Origin of the sequence: Desulfonatronovibrio magnus (genome assembly GCF_000934755.1) — a bacterium.
Lineage (GTDB): Bacteria > Desulfobacterota > Desulfovibrionia > Desulfovibrionales > Desulfonatronovibrionaceae > Desulfonatronovibrio > Desulfonatronovibrio magnus.
On record NZ_KN882177.1, the window covers coordinates 72,791 to 91,306 of the forward strand.

Genomic DNA, 18,516 nt, shown 5'->3' on the forward strand with positions numbered 1-18,516 from the left:
TTATGTGGATCACCCAACTTTTCAGCTACTGGTCCAGACAGATTTTTGCCCCTGGTACACTGCTGCGTAAAAAATACCAGTATTTCAGAGACCTTCTGGCTCTGGACCGCTATTGTCTGGAAAAGATGGCTGAAATTGAGGAGATTCACTATCGCAGCCTGCCATGTGATTATGCACGTCTAATCAGGCTGAGCGAAGAATTAGATGATGGAGTAGCCAAGCTCATCAAAAGCATAATCGCGCTGAATCCCCTGCGATACAAGGCATTACGCGACTACCATAAAAAAGTATCATTTTATATGCATCTGTCGTTGAATATCAACGATCCTGACACCCAACCCCCGTACGCCCTGCCCATTGACCAAGAGCTCAAAGAAGATCTGGCCGGCGGCAAGGCCATGAACCTCAGTCTCATCAAGAGCAAGGGTTTTATTGCTCCAAGAGGTTTCTGTATAACTACCAATGCTTTTAATTCCATAGTTTCCGCCAACGTACTGCGCCCTAAAATTAATGAACTGCTGAGCAGGGTGTGCCTTGATTCCATTGATGACTTTGAAAAGCGGTGTGCTGAAATTCAGGATCTCATACTTGATGCGGTAATTCCAGATGACGTACAGGAAGAGATTGATACCTTTCTTAATGATTTTCAGGGCTCCAGACTTGCTGTACGCTCCAGTGCATTTGGAGAAGACAGTGATTTAAGCTTTGCAGGACAGTATAAAAGCTTGCTCAAGGTCAAACCGGAAGAATTTGCTGACGCCTTCAGACAGGTCCTGGCCAGCAAGTATTCGCCTCGGGCCATGACGTACAGGATTCATGCCGGTCTTCCTGATGAACTGCTGCCCATGGCAGTTCTGGTCCTGGAAATGGTAGATGCTGATCAAAGCGGGGTGGTCTACTCATCTGGTGTCAAAGACAAGGATGAAATGGGCATTTATATTGTATCCGGGCTGGGAGACAAGCTGGTCAGTGGTGAAGTCAAAGCCAAAGAATACTTCATCAACAAGAAAGAAAATTATGAATTCCATCAAGACCTGCCTTCTTATCTGCAGAAGCTCCATGACCAGGCACTTAAGTTAGAGGCATTGTTTGAAAAGCCCCAGGATATTGAGTGGGTGGTGGATAAAAAGGGCAGCCTTTTTTTATTACAGACCAGACCACTACATGCCATCAAACCCGACAACGATGCCCCGAGACTTGACCTGCCGGTTCTGGCCAAGGGTGAATGGGCCAGCCCCGGGCTGATCAGCGGCAAAATATTTGTCATTCAATCCAAGGAAGAAATTTCCAGAATTCCCAAAGGGAGTATAGTTGTTGCTCCTGGTCTGTATCCTGAACTGACAGCAGCCACAGACCTGCTCGGCGGTGTAATAACGAGAGAAGGCAGTGCTGCCAGTCATTTTGCCACTATTGCCAGAGAAGGGTCAATTCCAGTGATTATCAATGTTGCCGAGGCCATGGATACTTTTCAGAATAATCAACTGGTCACTCTCGATGGAAACAGAGGTATAGTCCATGACGGTAAGGCAGAGCCAAGGATGCTCTTTTCATCCAAGAAAAAAACCTGGCTTACCGAGCGCATGAAAAAGGCTCTGGAACATATATCCACCCTGAATCTCAAAGATGCTGACTCAGAAGATTTTGTTCCTCAGAATTGCAGATCCATGCATGACCTGATCCGATTTACGCATGAGATGGGAGTGCGAGAAATGTTTGCCCTGACCGATCGCAAGGGCAGAGGGCTTTATCGTTCTAAAGTGCTGGACCTTGATATTCCATTAGTATTTAGAGTTCTTAACTTAGAAAAAGGGCTTACTGAGCAGGGAGATTCCCAGACTAAGGTGTCCTTAGACGACGTGACCTGCAAACCTTTCCTGGCCATGTTTTCCGGCCTGGGGCATGAAAAGATAGAATGGGATGCAAATATTCAGCATTTTGACTGGCAGGAATTTGACAAGGTCAGCGCCGGTGTTTTTGACCCTACCAAGTCCGCACTACTAAGCAGTTATGGCCTGCTGGCCAGTGACTATATGCACGCCCTTATTCGTTTCGGTTATCACTTTGTGGTTGTGGATGCCCTGCTGGGTAAAGAAAAGGAACTAAACTACATCCAGTTCAGCTTTAAGGGCGGCGGAGCAGATGAATCCAAGCGTCTCATGCGTCTTGAAACCATTCGCATGGTGCTTGCTGAGTTTGATTTCAGTATTGAAGTCCGGGGAGACCTTCTCAAGGCTGAGTATTCCCGGGAAAGTATGGTAGAAACAGAGAAAAGGCTCAAGGTTGTGGGCTATATCCTGGGCAGGACCAGACTGAAGGATATGAGTATGGACGAGGAAAAAATTAAAAAACTCGCTCAGGAGTATTCAGGAGAAATTCATGATATTCTGGGGATTTAAGGCCCAAAAGAAAGAAGTTGTGAGCTGGGTTACTCCAAGTCTTGCAGTGGGGCATGCTCCCATGTCTTACGAACATCTAAAAAAGCTGAAAAAAGCTGGCATTGACTCCATTATCAATCTTTGCGCAGAGTTTCCCGACCTGCCCAAGATTGAGCAGGATGCAGGGTTTGATGTCTATTATCTGCCCATAGAGGATGAAGAAACACCCGAGATGCAGACCATGGATGATGCCCTGGAATGGATAGACGAGTCTATTTATCTCGGCAAAAAGGTCATGGTGCACTGCAGGCATGGCATTGGAAGGACCGGAACCATTGTTTCAGCCTATCTGCTGCGCAAAGGACTCAGTGCAAGGCTTGTTCAGAAAAAATTAAAGAAACTTCGTTCCAAACCATCAAGTTACTGCCAGTGGAAACTCTTAAGGCAATACGGCAGGACCCAATGTGCTCTTAAAACCCGTGAGCCCAGCCTGGAGCATAAGAATATTGTTGATCTCAATCCCTTTTTTGATGATCTGGAGGCTATGCTGAACCGGATCGAAACAGAGATTTCCGGAACAGGCAGGCTGTGCGGTCGTGAGCACATGATGTGCTGCACGGAAAAAGTCAAGGTCAGCTTTGTGGAAGCTGTCTATATTGCCCACAAAATGAATGTCATGCTTTCGAGGGAAAAGCGCCAGGAGCTGATCAGCTATGCTGTGGATGTGTTAAACACCAGAGCGTCTACAGACAAGGGCCTGGTTGTCCAGCAGGAAAAACTGGTCTGCCCCCTGAGTCATAATCGAAAGTGTTCATTCTATACTCAAAGGCCCCTGGCATGTCGACTGTTTGATCATAAAAATCTGTCTAAGAAGGACAGAAAAAAGCTGCAGGAAAATATTCGTACACTCTCGGAAAATTTATTTCTGGCCTTTAGCGGTAGCTTTCTAAAGGATGATCTTACATTTGATCTCAACGAAGTCATTTCCGGCAAGTATGTTCAGAAATTCTTCTATGCACTTATGAAAGGCGAAGCTAAGGAGAAATAATTTTTTATGCTTGAGACCATGCATAACGCGTCAATGATCTTTTTGAGCATTGTGTTTGAGTCTGCCCCATTCATTCTGATGGGTGCTTTTTTTTCCTCTTTGGTTCTTGTTTTTATTCCCAAAGAGTTTTTTCAGAAATACCTGCCTGCCAATCCTTTGCTGTCCATCCCTCCGGCTTTGATTTTGAGTGCTGTATTTCCTGTGTGTGAATGCGCTATCATTCCTGTCATACGCGGTCTGGTTCGCAAAGGCATGCCGCTTTGCGCCGGTGCTGTCTTTCTTGTTGCCGCGCCCATTCTAAACCCTATTGTTCTGGCCTCATCGTTTTATGCCTTCAGATTTGATCTGCAGGTTGTGGCCCTCAGGTTTGGAGTGGCTGCCCTGGTGGCAGTGCTTGTAGGGCTTGCAGTGTATATTTTTCTGGAGTCCAGGCCGGGATTCAAACTTGATAGACAGCTTCCCATGTCTTTTGAGAAACAGGCAAGCCCCGGTTTTTTCAGCTTTGCCTCCTGGAAAAGAATTTTTGATCATACTGTTGATGAATTTTTTACTGTGGGCAAATATTTTATTCTCGGTGCGGGCATAGCCTCGTTGTTTCAGACCATGCTCAGTCAGCAGATGGTATTCAATCTGGCTGAATCTGTATTTATCTCGCCGTTGATCATGATGTTCATGGCATATGTGCTGTCGCTTTGTTCCACTGCAGATGCTTTTGTTGCTGCATCCTTTGCCCATACCTTTCCCACCATGTCCATTGTGGCATTTCTGGTTTTTGGTCCAATGCTTGATATCAAGAATACAGCCATGCTTCTGGGCTATTTTCCGGTCCGGTTCGTTGTTGTGTTTGTAATATCAGTAAGTATTGCTGTATATCTTACTGTGGTAACTCTGCATCATATCCTGGGATGAGGACGGACTGATCATGCTGAAAGCCATAATTTTGCTGTTGCTGGCCATTATGCAGGTCAAGCTGATCTATACAGGAGATATTCTATACTTTCTTGCCCCGCAAATGCTTGCTTTTTTCTATTTCTCCACCTTCAGTTTTCTTTTTCTTGCTGCTTACAAGGCCATGATTATTCTGGCTGAAACAGGCCTGGTAAAACATGACAGTTGCGACTGCGGGTGTCCTGACGGGCATGAGTCCAACCTGGGCAGACCTGTGATGTATGCCCTGTTCTGCATACTCCTGGGGCTGGGTTTTTTTGTGCAGCCCAAGCTGTTAGACAGTTCTGTGGCACAAAAAAAAGGCATTATTTACCATCAGATACAGCCCAGGGAACGCCTGGAGGATGATCAGGTGGGCGATGTATATGATCAGCCAGAAGAAATTGACCATGAATGGTGGGAAAATTATGTCTTTGAGGGTGAGGAACACTCAGAGGCGCTTGATAAAGAGCAGGAAGCGCTCAAGCAGGACCTCGGTATCTGGTATGATTCGGATTATTACCAGGAGCTGGCGGAAAGGTTGCTGAGTATGGACAGAATTGTTGTGGACGAAAAAGGATTTCTGGACATTATGATGGTCATTGCAGCTTATCAGGATGAGTTTCAGGACCGGGAGATCGAGTTGTCAGGGTTTGTGTACCGAGACCATATGATGGATGATAGTGAGCTTGCCGTGACCCGGACAGCCATTACCTGCTGCCTGGCTGATGCTACATTTTACGGTATCCTGGTGCGTGGGCAGGGCCTGGCTGATTTTGCCACTGATTCATGGATAAAAGTGACCGGCAAGATTGATCAGGCTTTTGTTTTTGACCAGAACATGCTTATGATCAGGGCTGATAATGTTCAGCAGATACCTGTCCCGGAATCTCCTTATGTTTATCCGTATATTTACAGGCAATACATGCCATAACTTTAGAAGTGGATTGGCAGCCATAAGTATCTGGAATCAAGCTTTTTCTTGACCTCGCAACTATGTATTTGTAATCCGTTTATCAAAAGACAGAAGTCAACTATTACCTCTAAGTAACTAAAATCAAATTAGCAATAAATTCAGAGCATTACGGTTTTACCTGACAGATTGCTTCGGTCGCTTGGGCTCACTCTTGGGTGACAGATTTTGCGCAACTACATCCCTGACAGCACAGGTGTCATTGCGAGCGAGTCTTCGAGCGCGGCAATCTCTAACGTGCTAAGGCTAATTTTTTAGTTACTTGCAAGTTCGGTCCCGGGCCTCCCGGGTGAGGAGCTTCTAAGTGGTCTTTAATAGCCTGCAGTATACAGGCTCCACTATTGAAAGAATCAGCCCCAGGTTATGCATAGTGTCAAGGAGTAGCAATTGATTGAGTTTAAACATGTTCACAAGTGGTTTGACAGCCTGTACGTCCTTAACGATATCCATCTGCATATAGAAAAGGGCGAGGTTGTAGTTGTGTGCGGCCCGTCAGGCTCCGGCAAAAGCACGCTGATTCGCTGTATCAATCGCTTGGAGCCAATTCAAAAAGGGGAAATTCTTGTAGACGGAATTAACCTCTACGCTCCTAATGTTAATCTCACCAAGCTGCGGGCTGAAATTGGCTTTGTTTTTCAGCAATTCAATCTTTACCCTCATATGAGTGTGCTTGAAAACATATCTCTGGCGCCTACTCTTGTGCGCGGCTTAACCCAGAAGCAAGCTTATGAACAAGCCATGGCACTGTTAGAAAAAGTCAATATTCCAGATAAGGCACATCACTACCCATCACAATTGTCCGGAGGGCAGCAGCAGCGTGTGGCCATTGCCCGGGGGCTGGCCATGAACCCCAAGATAATGCTTTTTGATGAACCAACTTCAGCCCTGGATCCGGAAATGATCAATGAAGTTCTGGATGTAATGAAAGCCCTGGCCTTAGAAGGCATGACCATGGTTGTTGTTACGCATGAAATGGGCTTTGCCCGTGAAGTGGCAGACAGGGTCATATTTATGGATGAAGGTATCCTGGTGGAGCAGAACACTCCATCTCTTTTCTTTACTCAACCCCAGACTGATAGGGCAAAAAGCTTTCTCAGTAAAATACTATCCCATTAATACTTGCATCTGAAATGGGAGCGTTACGCGTTTCTGAAAAGTCAATTGGGGACAGTCCCGAAGCCAGGGACAGTCCCCGTGCCAAGCCGTCATAATCTGGTTTTAACATCAAAACAGCTATGACATACAACTTAAAATTCAAGTTTTCAGAAACGCGTAATGCTCCCACTGTGATACATTGGCCACGGGGTAACAGCACTTTTACTGCTTTTTTTTTACTTCGGGTCTATTAAAGAGGTTAACAGATATACCATCATCTGTTTTTTTATGTGTTGAGGCTAGTCCATAATAATGTTTTACAACTTCAGGAGGTAGTAAGATGCGTTTTTGGAAGAGTGTTTTTTTTGCGCTGGCTGCATTGCTTGTCTGGTCACAGGTTGCTCTGGCCGGTCCAACCTATGACAGGGTAATGGAATCAGGAGTTGTCAGGGTGGGCATAATGACTGATTCAATTCCCGGTGCCTTTTATAACGACAACAATGAGTGGGTCGGGTTTGATGTGGATATTGCTGAAGAGGTTGCCAAGCGCCTTGGAGTAGAGATTGAAAGGGTAGCTGTGACAAACCGTACGCGCATCACCTTTATTCAGCAGGGACGCATTGATATGTCAGTAGCCAATATGACTCATACCCGTGAAAGGGACAGGGTCATTGACTTCTCCATCACTTACTTTTTCGACGGTCAGAAAATTCTGGCCCCGGCTGGTCAGTTCTCAGATATTGAAGATTTAGTAGGGAAAAGAATTGCGACAATGCAGGGCACAACCTCTGAAATCAATATCAGGAACCTGCTAAGAGAGCTTGGAGATCCAGATTATGCTTCGAATGTTATTTCCTTTCAGCGTGAATCAGAAGCCTTTCAAGCCCTGAAGCTGGGCCGTGTTGCTGGCTGGTCCACAGACAGCACAATTTTACTGGGCTATGCAGCTCAGGAGCCTGGAAAGTGGGAACTTGTGGGTGATTTCATAAGCGATGAACCTTATGGAATAGGTGTTCCCCAGGATGACTCCGCCTGGAGAGATGCCATAAATTTTGCACTGCAGGATATGTGGCTTGATGGCACTTATATGGAAATATACAACAAATGGTATGGTCCCGACACCCCATATTACTTCCCCATGACACGACAGATTGAAGTCTGGCCTTAGTCCTGACACTTAAACCTTACGGGGCCTGGGGCTTTTGCTCCGGGCCCTTTTACGGGCAGCACCCTGATGTACAAATCCTGGATATCCAAAGCCTGGGCTCAAAATTCAATTCTCATCAGTATTTTTGCGGCAGCGTTTATCTACTGGGGTTTTTTCTTTGAGTTTGGATATAATTTTGACTGGAGCGTATTGTTTACAGTCAACCCCACTTATGGAGAAAACCTTGGCTTTTACCTGATATACGGTCTGCAGGTCACTCTCAAGATCACCTTGATCAGCTCTGTACTGGCTCTTGCCCTCGGTACTTTTTTCGGGCTCGGGCGCCTGTCTAACTTTAAACCCTTTTACTGGGTATCAACTGCTTACGTAGAATTTTTCAGAAACACACCTCTTCTAGTTCAGCTCTTCTTCTGGTATTTTGCCATGCCTCAGGCCCTGCCCATGGAAATGCGGAACTGGCTGTTCGGGCTAAACTATGAGTTCTGGTGTGCTACAATCGGCCTTGCCATTTATACCGGATCGTTCATGGCCGAAGTCATCAGGGCTGGAATTCAGTCCATTGACAAGGGATTGCTGGAAGCCTCATATTCCAGCGGGCTTAATTATTTTCAAATCATGCGCAAGATTATTCTGCCTCTGGCATTTCGAGCCATTATTCCTCCCTTAGGCAGTGAGTTTCTCAACAATATGAAGAACTCTTCTCTGGCCATGGTTGTAGGTGTAGCGGACCTGACATGGCAGTCGCAGCAAATTGAATCTCTCACTTTCAGAGGCTTTGAAGCTACAACAGCTGCTACAATTATTTACTTGAGTCTTTCCCTGTCTATTTCCGGCATATTAAATACTATCAATGCCAGACTTCGACGGACGACCCAGCGTAAAAAGGATTTTCTCTCACAGAGTTATATTTTCATATCCTGGCCCTTCGTCAAAACCATGCTTGTTGTGCAAAGGGGGATAGCTGTTGTGGTTCCCAGGCAACAGCAGGGTCTTAAACTTACCAAAACTCAGACCGCCATTAAACAAGTATCACTGATTAGCTGGAAGGCTTTAAATGCTGCTGCTAAACTGAGTTTTGGGCTGCTATTTGTTTATGGTGTCTACTTATGTGCCAAAGGGCTCTATTCTTTTAACTGGCAGATTATCTGGGACAGCCTGAGGACACTTCTCATCTGGCGTTTTCCGGATGGCAGGGCGGATGATATTTTTATGGGCCTGGGAGGTCTTAGTTTCTCCATAATCATGTCAGTAATTGCTATTTCCATCAGCTTTTTTATCGGGCTTGCAGTTGGACTGGGCAGGATGTCAAAAAACAATATTCTGCGCATTCCATGCATGATGTATATTGAATTTATCCGAGGCAATCCTCTGATTATTGTGATTTTCTGGGTTTACTTCTTTATTCCGGTGTTTTTTAATACTTTCATCAGCGTATTCTGGAGCGCAACCATTGCGTTAACTATTTTTACAGGCGCTTACATTGCGGAGATAGTGCGCGGGGGTATTCAAAATATTCCCAAAGGGCAGTTTGAAGCGGCCATGAGTACCGGACTTGGTTATTATCGCACCATGCGCCACATTATTCTGCCCCAGGCACTGAAACAGATGATTCCCGCCATTGTGGGCCAGTTTATCGCCATTTTTAAAGACACGTCCCTGGCCTTTGTAATTGGGGTTATGGAACTTACCTATGTTGCTCAAATCCTGAATAACCGTCTCATGATCTATCCTTTTGAAATTTACACTACCATAGCGGTGCTTTATTTTATCTGCTGCTACGCCATGAGCATTCTGGCAGCCAGGCTGGAACACAGACTAACCCCTGACAAGGTAAGGCTCAGGATGTAAAACCATGATCAAGATTTTTATTACCGGCGGTACCCTGGACAAGGAATACCGGCAAACTGATGGCGAGCTGGTTCTGACCAAGACTCATGTTAATGAGATCTTGACTGCAGGCAGGTGTGGTCTTGAGATTGATCTGGAAATAATCATGCTCAAGGATAGCCTGTTTATGGAAGACAGTGACAGAATCAGAATTCGGGACAAATGCCGTGAAACCAGTATGAATAGAATACTTATCACTCATGGCACTGACACCATGGTTGAGACAGCTGCTGTTTTGAGCAGTCAGATGAAAGATAAAACAATCGTGCTGGTGGGAGCAATGATACCTTTTACATTCAGGGATTCCGACGCAGTGTTTAACCTGGGGTTTGCTCTGGCCGCAACCCAGATCCTTCCACCTGGTGTATATATTGCCATGAATGCCAAAATTTTCAATTGGGATAATGTCACCAAGAATAAAGAAACTGGTCGATTTGAGGCTCTGAACTAGCTTAGGCAGTCTTGATCCGGAAGCTTGTTTCCTTTAAGAAGAGTGCCGCATCATGGTTCGTTTGGGTGAAGCGCCTACGCTGTATCACTGGGTCTGAACTTTAAATCAAAAAAAGGAGACTGGCGACATAATGTCCCTGTTGGCTTTTTCTTTTCTCTTTTAGAAGAAGATTGTCCTTGATGGCTTTTATTCAGCGTAATAGTAATAACCTATACTTTGTGTCTTAAAATGTGTTGCTAATGCACTGGTTTGAACACTATTCACACTGACCTGACCTTGAACTACTTATGTAATTGGAAAAGCAGTGATATTCGACTGTATACGGAGGCCAACCTTTTAAAACTAAGTGGCCTCTTGTGTGGAATTGTTAGTTGAGTGCTGCTCTATCTACCAGTTCTGTGAATTCATCCAATGACTCTGTTCTGATTATTTTTCTGTTTAGAGCCCTGAGGTTCTCTATGGATTGAATGGACTTGATTTTAACCTGGAGCATGTCGGGTATTGGTCCGTATACCTCTACTGCGAGGTCTATCAGGGTTTCCTGGGTGGCTTTAAGTTCGCCCTTAACTATGCCCTGCTGCTCACCGATAATAACCCCTTCATGCTTGCCTTCTTCTCTTAAAACGTCTGCTGTTGTTCTCACGGTATCTGCTCCTTTGGGAAGATGCCTTACATTTTCTTCCACTTCTTCAGGGGTTAAGTCTGTGGCGGAAAGCATATACTTGACAATTACTGCAAAGATTTCTCCTGCTTCCTCTGCCTGTAATCCCTGAAATAATAGTTCCATTGCTTTATATATCCGGTCTCGCCTGTCTGGATAAAAAATATGTTCCAGGACCAGGTTAAAGACCTCAAGGACGATAGTTGATTTTATCTTTTGCTTATTAATTTCCGGGACTTGAAGCAAGATATGTTCAAACTTAGGAATATACTTGAAATAATGCTTTCCCGGAGGCTTGAACATATCTGAAAACTCAAGACTGTAGTTCCATTTCTTTTTCCCATGGTAGAAGACCACAGGGATAATTATCGGAAGCTCGTCCTTTCTTTTATTCTGCCATGCTTCGTTGAGATATCCGAACAGCTGGAGCTTTGTCAGGTGATATAAATTGCTTTTATGCTCAATGAGCATATAAATTTCTGCAAGATCTCTATTCTTGAACTGAAGGGACATAACCAAGTCTGTCAGGTTCTCCTTAAGCTCATCACTGACAAAGGATTTGGAAGACACTTCCAACGTATCCAGGTCCAGCTGGGATGTAATCCTTTCTGGAAGATAATAGCGGATAAAATCCCTGGCATAGACCTCACGGCCTAAAATGTTCTTTACAAAACTATCGTGTGCTTTTGATATTTTCTTGCTCATATAGGCAATACATTAATTCATTATGAGGGAAAATACAAGCCTATACTGAATGTCAACTAATACATTATGGTTGAAATTTGGGTTTTCAGCAAAAACATCCATAAAGAAATTATACTGCTGTTCCAGAATAAGACAAGAGATGGGGTATTGTATTCCAGCGGACAGGATCTCTTGCCGTTAGATATTCAGACTATTTATACTGCCTGAGGTTGGCACAATTACCTGCCCATTAACTCAAAAGTCGCTGTAGTGTTAGAGATGTTTTAAAAAATTAAATATCTAAGTGTCTGAACTTTAGATCAAAAAAAGGTGACTGGCGACTGTCAAACATTTGCCTGTCATTTTTGATTACTTCTTCATCCAGTATTGCCTTTTGCATGCCAGGTTCCTCATTAAGAATAAATTCTGTTTTACCCCAGGAAGTAATAAGGCAGGAATGTCCGGCCAATTTGCCCAGGGCTGAGTTGCCCATGCCATTGCAGGCCAGGATGTAGCACTGATTTTCAATGGCTCTGGCCTTGATCAGGGTCAGCCAGTGCTCAATGCGAGCCAGGGGCCATTGGGCATTGAGCACGAAAATGTCCGGTTCAAAGGCATGCTGGATCAGAAAAAGTTCAGGATAGCGCAGGTCATGGCAGATGGCAAAACCCATTTTAATGTCATGCCATTGAAATAACTCAGGGGACTTATTGCCAGCTGTAAAATACTCATTTTCCCTGCCAGGGAGAAAAAGGTGCAGCTTGCTGTAAAGCTCCATTGTTCCGCCATCAGGTGAGAAAAGGTAAAATGTGTTGTAGTATTTATCCGCCTTACGGCACCACAGGCTTCCGGCAAGAATATGACCAGTGTCTCTGGCAAATTTTTCCATGATATCCTTGATTTCAAGACATTGATCAGCCCACTTTTCCTTATGGTCGTAATCAAATCCTCCAAGAAAAAGCTCAGGAAAAACCCACAGGCTTTTGGTATCCTCAGCCGCAATCCTGTCTAACCAGGGATTAATTTCCTTGATTTCTCCAAGTACTGGGGTCTGGCAAACTCCAACGCAAACTGTTTTCATTCTTTTACCTCGAATATGAGTGGTCAGTGTAATAGATTTGCTTTACCTGCTGCTGAATTGTTCTATGGACAATTGTTGTCAGTTATCAGTTATTTGTTATTAGTTGTTAGTGATAAGCCTTTCACCCGGGGGACCGGGACTGATAATTGTGAGTAACTTTATGAGTCTGCCACTTTTCTGGAAATTGGGACAGTCCCCGCGAGGTGCTATAAAAAAGATTGATGCTGCTTTGATACCTGGAAGAAATTTGCTTTGATGATAAAATTTTCACAGCGAGGGACAGTCCCCCTCCGGGCTGTAAGCCTCCGGGCAGGAAGCTGTGCCAGGCGTAAGGCTCTCATCTTTGACGGAACTTTTCTGGTGAATGAGAATCAATCATATGTAAAAATCATAAAAATTGTGAAAATTCACCACTCGTCCCCAGGCTCCAGCCTGGGGACGTTTAGTTCTTGCGGCTCCAGCCGCTTCTTCATGCCAAAGCCTGGATTCCGGCTTTCGCCGGAATGACGACAAAGAGTAATAGTTAGCTTTAACCGTCACCCCGGACTTGATCCGGGGTCCAGTTTTTTTTAGTTACTTGTAATCTCCTCCCCCGGGCGGCCCAGGACCGCGCCTGTGTGCAAAGTACCAACTAATCCATGTCTACTTTTTGTCTGTTTTTTCAATTTTTTCCATACAACCCTGCTCACCGCACTTGGGGCATTTTTTGGGTTTGCATCTTCCCTCTTTTGTTTCGCCGCACTTTTCGCATTTAAATTCAGCCATTAATTCATACCTCCGCAATATTGAATGGTTAATTTGAACTCATACTTATTAATTGCAGCTGATTTTCATCAAGACCATAAAGAAAATCAAGGAAAAAAGTTTCCAGGCTGCCAGGCCCTGAAGCTTTTTGCGCTGCCATTTGTCCACATACACCCATTATAGCCATGCCCATGGCTGCTGCCTGGAAATAATCCTTTTCCACGGCTGCAAAAGCAGCTGTCAGACAGGTGCTTGAGCATCCCATACCTGTGATGAGGGTCATCATGGGGTGTCCATTGGCTACTTTTGTTACTTGATCCTTGGAAACAATAATGTCAGTAGCACCGCTCACGCAAACAACGCAATTATACTGACGTGACAGACTCAAGGCAGATTCAACGGCCTGGTCGGATGCGTGCAGACTGTCAACTCCGCGAGGTTTATCAGCAGAACCGCTCAGGGCCATTATCTCTGAAGCATTGCCCCTTAGAATATCCACCATGCCCTGCCGCAGGAAATTAATAGGAGTTTCGGTTCTGATTTTACTGGCACCGGCTCCAACAGGATCTAAAACAATGGGAATGCCTGTTTCTCGAGCTTTCTGGGCAGCCAGTTCCATGGTTTTTATCTGAGTTTTTCCTGGAGTGCCCATATTAAGAACCAGGGCCCCGCTGAGGGCTGTAAGCTCCTGTATTTCATCTGCAGATACAGCCATTGCCGGCGAAGCACCAAGAGCCAGCAATACATTGGCTGTAATGTTGGTCACCACTATGTTGGTGATATTAAGAACCAATGGTTTGTTCTGTCTGATTTCTTGCAGTTTTGTCCATGTTGTCTGTGGTGTAATCATATAGTTCTCACGATATTGGTTAAGGTTGGATGATTCAGTTGTAAAATCAGCAAATTAAATCTTCAGCCTTCAGCCTTCAGCCTTCAGCCTTCAGCCTGAAAAGTCAAGTTGTGGCACCAACTGTAGATCTTTTTTTAAGTTGGGTTGTGGGCAGAGCACGCATGAGGAAAAAGTTGGTGGACTGCCTCACACTCCGCCTCACACCCTCACACCAGCTCACACTCGCGCTTTATATCTCACATCTGCACCTTTGCCACTTTTTATAACAAGATTGGCATCAATAAAGTAACAGTTTTGATCAACAAAAGATATTAGCTTGTTTATGCTGTTAAAAATCAGTCTGCCTGGTCGCGGAGGTCTTTTTATGACAATAACATTCATACCAAGAGTATGGGCTGCTTCAAGCTTGGAGTTAACTCCTCCGGCTTCTCCGCTGTCTTTGGTAATGAGGGTGCCGGCAGCAGAGTCATGAAAATGTTTTTGATTTTCCTTACGGGTAAAGGGACCGCGTGCCTCAATGATCTGCTGCATTGAAAGCCCTGCAGCAAGGCATTTTTCTCTGAAAGTTTGACCTGGCAGTATGCGTGCAATAAGGCGCGTGATGCATGACTGAAATTGATGCGCATATATGTGAATATTATTACTTCCAATGCTTAAAAATACAATGCCATTCAGGTCAAAGGCCATGCGGGCGGCATGAATGTGGTCTCCGGCCCACATAATGCCCCGAGTATGTTCGGATATGGCAGGGCGCTGATACACAATGAATGGAATTAAGCATTCGGATGCGGCTTGAAAAGCGTTGGCCGAGACAAGCTCCGCATAAGGGTGTGTGCAATCAATAACCGCATGAATACTTTTGGATCTCAATAAATCAGCCATGTCCCGGGCATTCAGGGGGCCGGTTCTGAAGGTTACTCCCTGCAGGGCAGGAAGCTCCAGTTGCACAGAAGTTGCCTGACTTACCAGCACCTGAAATCCTCTATGTGAAAGAGCCTTTGTGATTTGTAAAGACTCGGTTGTTCCTCCCAGCAAAAGAATTGTAGAAGAAGGCTGGAGGCGCAATTTTTCTGAAAACTTATCGGTCATGAAAAAAATCAGAACTGTTGTAGATGGTGAGTTCTTCATCCTCCATCTTAATTAGCAGCACTTCAAACATGCCTGAGCTGTCTGCCAGTTTTAATGCTTCCTGAACATCCATAATAAGCATGGCTGTTGCCAGAGCATCGCCCAGGACACAGCTTTTGGCAATAACTGTTGCACTTACAATATTCTGACGCACAGGATAGCCTGTGGCTGGATCAATGATATGACTGTAGCGCTTGTTGTCATGGACAAAGAAGTTGCGATAATCACCACTTGTGGCAACAGCTTCATTTTGAATGTCGATTATATCTAACAGATCTTCAGTTCCGGCATCTGGCAGAGGGAGGCTGATGCCGATTCTCCAGGGTGAAGCATCATGTTTTGTTCCTCTTGCAAACATGTCTCCGCCGATATCAACAAGATAGGATCTGATGCCTATATCATCAAGAGACGCGGCAATGAGATCCACTGCATAACCTTTGGCAACTCCGGACAGGTTAAGCTCTGTACGTGGATGGGTTTTGTGCAGACAACCGTGTTCATCCATCATTACCTTGTCAAGACCGACCCATTCAAGAGCTTGCTCGATCTGGTCTGGATCAGGGCGAAGTAGAGCATTTTCTGCACCAAAGCCCCACATATCTATAAGAGGAGCAAGTGTGGGATCAAAAGCCCGGTCAGTCATCTCATAGACCTGAAAAGAAGTGGTCATTACCTTTTGAAAATCTTGAGATACGCATAATTTTTGTCCTGGCTGGAGCTTGTTGAATCTGGAAACTTCGCTGTCAGGTTCAAATACAGACATGCTTTGATTCACTTGCTCAAGGGTGCGGGCGATTTTCTTTTCAGCGCGCTGCGTCTGGCGCGGAGTTACCTGGGCCAAAGTCACCCGGTAATAAGTGCCCATGGTCCAGCCCTGCAGGGCTGTCAGCGGAGTTTTTTGTTCATTACTGCATGATAAAAGTGCAAAGCATGAAAATATGAGAATGAGTAAAGCTCTGCATAATATTGGCGGAGTGGTAGGCTCAGGAAACATGGCGTGCTAAGGTGATAATCCATTCAGGTTCAATGCGAAAAGGCGAACCCGTTCCCTGAAAGAAACCGTGTTTGCGGATAAGATGAATGGACAAAGAGTTGATATAAAAAAATGTTTCCCGGTCCATGTAAACCTGAACCATGTTTTTGGCAAAAGCACCTTCTCCTGGAAAAGGAGATGGAATTTTGCCGCGGCAGGCAATGTATTCAGCTGTCACACCATCTGCAATTTCTATTGGATCACCTATGGCTGATGCTGCCCTGTGAAAGATTTTTTCAAGAATATGGGCAGCCATTTGTCTGTCCAGTCCTGCTTTTTCCAAAGTATTGGCATCATCGGAGATAACCTCCTCCACCTCCCGTGGATCGTTTCCCATAAAACCCGTGGCAGAGAACTTTGATGGACCAAGGCACTTTATTATCTGTTGTTCTTGGGGTGATCTTTTCATGATATTGGACTTAGTGAAGATTTAAAAGTATCAGTTAAAAAGTTGTGATGCAACGCAAATTCCGTTTTACTCAAATTTATCAAAATACATTCTGTCATCCTGTACTCCCATCTGGCTCAGCTTGGAACAGCATGCATCAATAAGAGCAGATGAACCGCAAAGGTATGCCTCGTATTGTGAAGCATCAGGAATATACTTTGGCATTACAATGGGAATTCTTTCACGCTCCCCATCCCATTTGGAGTCCTGGGGTTCCCTGGTCAGACAGGGCACATATTTAAAATCATAAAGCTCTTTTTCCAGGCTAAAGAGTTCATCTGTGAAAAAGAGGTCATCATGAATTCTGCCGCTGAAAAAGTAATAAGCTTTTTTACGTATGTTTTGCTCTTTCATGTGGCGCAAGATACTCCAGATGGGAGCCATACCGCTGCCGCCGGCAATGAATATTGCTGGAGCGTCAGTGTCCTGGAGCTTGAAATCTCCATATGGACCACTGAAAAATATCTCTTCTTCCTCGCGCAGATGGTCAAATGCCCATGTGGTGCAGATGCCTTCAGGCACTCTGCGCATAATCAGTTCTGCCCTGTTCACATCAGAAGGCAGAGACGACAGTGAATAGGCGCGTATAACTGATTCCCTGCCTTTGTATTCCTTAGATTCGAGCTGAATATACTGTCCTGCAGTAAAGTCTATCTCTGCAGGTTCAATCAACTCAAGCCCAAGTTCCATAATGTCATAGGTCAGCATGGTTTTGGTAGAAACTCTTGCTTTGAAGCGCCTGGCCTTGAAAAGTTCTTCAGGGATGTGGATATCAATATCTTCCCTGACCTTGATCTGGCAGGACAATCTGGTGTTATTCTCCAATTCTTCTAATGAAAGATATGGAGCCTCAATAGGACTGACAGGCCCTCCACCTTTGTTGACCTGGACTTTGCAATATGCGCAGCTGCCTCGTCCGCCGCATGCTGAGGGGATAAATATCTGATTTTCCGAAAGTGCGCTGAGCAGGCTGGATCCTCCGTTGACTGTCAGCACCTTTTGCCCGGTGTTGATATTAATATCACAGGGGCCGTAATTGAGGATCCATTTTTCGGCAAGAACCAAAAGCAGGGATAATAGCAGGGTAGTGGCTGAAAGAAAGGTCAGAGCTATGATTATTGAAGTCAGCATTAAATATTCCCGGTTCAGTGTAAGGGCGAGCCTGAAGCGCACCCTCTGGGTTTATTGCATTTTATAGGGAGCATTACGCGTTTTTGAAAAGTTAACTGATCAGTTATCATATACTGATCATGCCGGAAAAACCCACAAAGGCCAGTGACATGATGCCGATGATGATCAACGTGATCCCAGGGCCAGCCAGACCTTTGGGCAATGCGTTTTCATTGATTTTTTCCCTGATGCCTCCAATGAGCATGATGGCCAGGAACCATCCGAACCCGCTTCCAGCGCCGAAAGACAGGGCCTGCAGAAAAGAATAGGGCTGACCGATCATAAACAGGGATACACCCAGAATGGCGCAGTTGACAGTTATCAGTGGCAGGAAAATGCCAAGAGAGTTATAAAGCACTAAGGAAACCCGCTCAACAATCATTTCCACAAGCTGCACAAAAGATGCGATGACCACGATAAATGTTATCAGCCGCAAATATTCCAGCTCCAAGGGTATGAGCAGGTAATTATATATAAGATAGTTAATGCCTGAAGTACTTGTAGTGACAAATATGACCGCTACACCCAGGCCCATGCTGGTATCTACTTTTTTGGACACGCCCAGTACAGAGCACATGCCCAGGAATCTGGACAGCAGGATATTGTTGGTAAATGCAGCTGACAGGAAAATCAGAATAAGGGCAGTAAAGAAATTATTGTTTATGGCTTCTTCCATTTATTTATCCTTCTACCTTATAGCTTCTAAGTAACTATAATCGTTTTGCTAATAAAATCAAATGGTTACAATTTTCACATTTTTATGATTTTTGCTTATGATTCATGCACATTTGCC

17 protein-coding genes are annotated in these 18,516 nt (G+C 44.9%); 8 read left to right on the plus strand and 9 right to left on the minus strand.

Going from position 1 to position 18,516, the window contains the following annotated elements:
• Nucleotides 1–2: 2 nt before the first annotated feature.
• The 8 genes from LZ23_RS16540 to LZ23_RS16575 all read left to right on the plus strand — a co-directional run bounded on the left by LZ23_RS16540 (nt 3) and on the right by LZ23_RS16575 (nt 9,924).
• Entirely contained in the window at nt 3–2,396 is a 2,394-nt protein-coding gene (locus tag LZ23_RS16540; RefSeq protein ID WP_045215985.1) for a PEP/pyruvate-binding domain-containing protein, read from the plus strand.
• Nucleotides 2,377–3,423 carry a phosphatase domain-containing protein gene (locus LZ23_RS16545; protein WP_045215987.1) on the plus strand — a complete coding sequence of 349 codons (1,047 nt, stop codon included), beginning with the start codon at nt 2,377–2,379 and terminating at the stop codon, nt 3,421–3,423. The genes LZ23_RS16540 and LZ23_RS16545 overlap by 20 nt, the downstream gene beginning before the upstream one ends.
• 6 nt (nt 3,424–3,429) lie before the next feature.
• On the plus strand, nt 3,430–4,332 hold the full coding sequence (locus LZ23_RS16550; protein WP_045215989.1) for a permease: 903 nt from the start codon (nt 3,430–3,432) through the stop codon (nt 4,330–4,332).
• A gap of 13 nt (nt 4,333–4,345) precedes the next feature.
• The gene (locus LZ23_RS16555) at nt 4,346–5,284 is read left to right on the plus strand and encodes a TIGR03943 family putative permease subunit (RefSeq protein WP_045215990.1); all 939 of its coding nucleotides are present in this window, start codon (nt 4,346–4,348) and stop codon (nt 5,282–5,284) included.
• Between the two features lie 426 nt (nt 5,285–5,710).
• Nucleotides 5,711–6,439, plus strand: a complete 729-nt coding sequence (locus LZ23_RS16560) for an amino acid ABC transporter ATP-binding protein (protein WP_045215992.1) — start codon at nt 5,711–5,713, stop codon at nt 6,437–6,439.
• A 319-nt stretch (nt 6,440–6,758) separates the two neighbouring features.
• Nucleotides 6,759–7,586 carry an ABC transporter substrate-binding protein gene (locus LZ23_RS16565; RefSeq protein WP_045215994.1) on the plus strand — a complete coding sequence of 276 codons (828 nt, stop codon included), beginning with the start codon at nt 6,759–6,761 and terminating at the stop codon, nt 7,584–7,586.
• 66 nt (nt 7,587–7,652) lie between these two features.
• Nucleotides 7,653–9,434 carry an amino acid ABC transporter permease gene (locus tag LZ23_RS16570; protein WP_045215995.1) on the plus strand — a complete coding sequence of 594 codons (1,782 nt, stop codon included), beginning with the start codon at nt 7,653–7,655 and terminating at the stop codon, nt 9,432–9,434.
• 4 nt (nt 9,435–9,438) lie between these two features.
• Entirely contained in the window at nt 9,439–9,924 is a 486-nt protein-coding gene (locus LZ23_RS16575; RefSeq protein ID WP_045215997.1) for an asparaginase domain-containing protein, read from the plus strand.
• A 367-nt stretch (nt 9,925–10,291) separates the two neighbouring features.
• On the opposite strand, the gene LZ23_RS16580 is transcribed toward LZ23_RS16575, so the two are convergent.
• From LZ23_RS16580 to LZ23_RS16625, 9 genes are all read right to left on the minus strand, one after another.
• Nucleotides 10,292–11,290, minus strand: a complete 999-nt coding sequence (locus LZ23_RS16580; protein ID WP_045215999.1) for an Rpn family recombination-promoting nuclease/putative transposase — start codon at nt 11,288–11,290, stop codon at nt 10,292–10,294.
• A 271-nt stretch (nt 11,291–11,561) separates the two neighbouring features.
• Entirely contained in the window at nt 11,562–12,350 is a 789-nt protein-coding gene (locus LZ23_RS16585) for a nitrilase-related carbon-nitrogen hydrolase (RefSeq protein WP_045216000.1), read from the minus strand.
• Nucleotides 12,351–12,992: 642 nt separating this feature from the next.
• A complete protein-coding gene (locus tag LZ23_RS25385) occupies nt 12,993–13,115 on the minus strand; it encodes an RCKP-type rubredoxin-like domain-containing protein (RefSeq protein WP_045216004.1) in 123 nt (40 codons plus the stop codon).
• A 28-nt stretch (nt 13,116–13,143) separates the two neighbouring features.
• Nucleotides 13,144–13,944: a hydroxyethylthiazole kinase gene (gene thiM / locus LZ23_RS16600; RefSeq protein WP_045216006.1), complete on the minus strand. Its 801-nt coding sequence runs from the start codon at nt 13,942–13,944 to the stop codon at nt 13,144–13,146.
• A gap of 216 nt (nt 13,945–14,160) precedes the next feature.
• A complete protein-coding gene (cobK, locus tag LZ23_RS16605) occupies nt 14,161–15,033 on the minus strand; it encodes a precorrin-6A reductase (RefSeq protein ID WP_198146028.1) in 873 nt (290 codons plus the stop codon).
• Nucleotides 15,023–15,937: an FAD:protein FMN transferase gene (locus tag LZ23_RS16610; RefSeq protein ID WP_198146029.1), complete on the minus strand. Its 915-nt coding sequence runs from the start codon at nt 15,935–15,937 to the stop codon at nt 15,023–15,025. The genes cobK and LZ23_RS16610 overlap by 11 nt, the downstream gene beginning before the upstream one ends.
• A gap of 118 nt (nt 15,938–16,055) precedes the next feature.
• Nucleotides 16,056–16,514, minus strand: a complete 459-nt coding sequence (locus tag LZ23_RS22865) for a hypothetical protein (protein ID WP_157493291.1) — start codon at nt 16,512–16,514, stop codon at nt 16,056–16,058.
• Nucleotides 16,515–16,580: 66 nt separating this feature from the next.
• Nucleotides 16,581–17,684 carry an NADH:ubiquinone reductase (Na(+)-transporting) subunit F gene (locus tag LZ23_RS16620; RefSeq protein WP_045216011.1) on the minus strand — a complete coding sequence of 368 codons (1,104 nt, stop codon included), beginning with the start codon at nt 17,682–17,684 and terminating at the stop codon, nt 16,581–16,583.
• 106 nt (nt 17,685–17,790) lie between these two features.
• Nucleotides 17,791–18,399 carry an electron transport complex protein RnfA gene (locus LZ23_RS16625; RefSeq protein WP_045216013.1) on the minus strand — a complete coding sequence of 203 codons (609 nt, stop codon included), beginning with the start codon at nt 18,397–18,399 and terminating at the stop codon, nt 17,791–17,793.
• Nucleotides 18,400–18,516 lie beyond the last annotated feature (117 nt).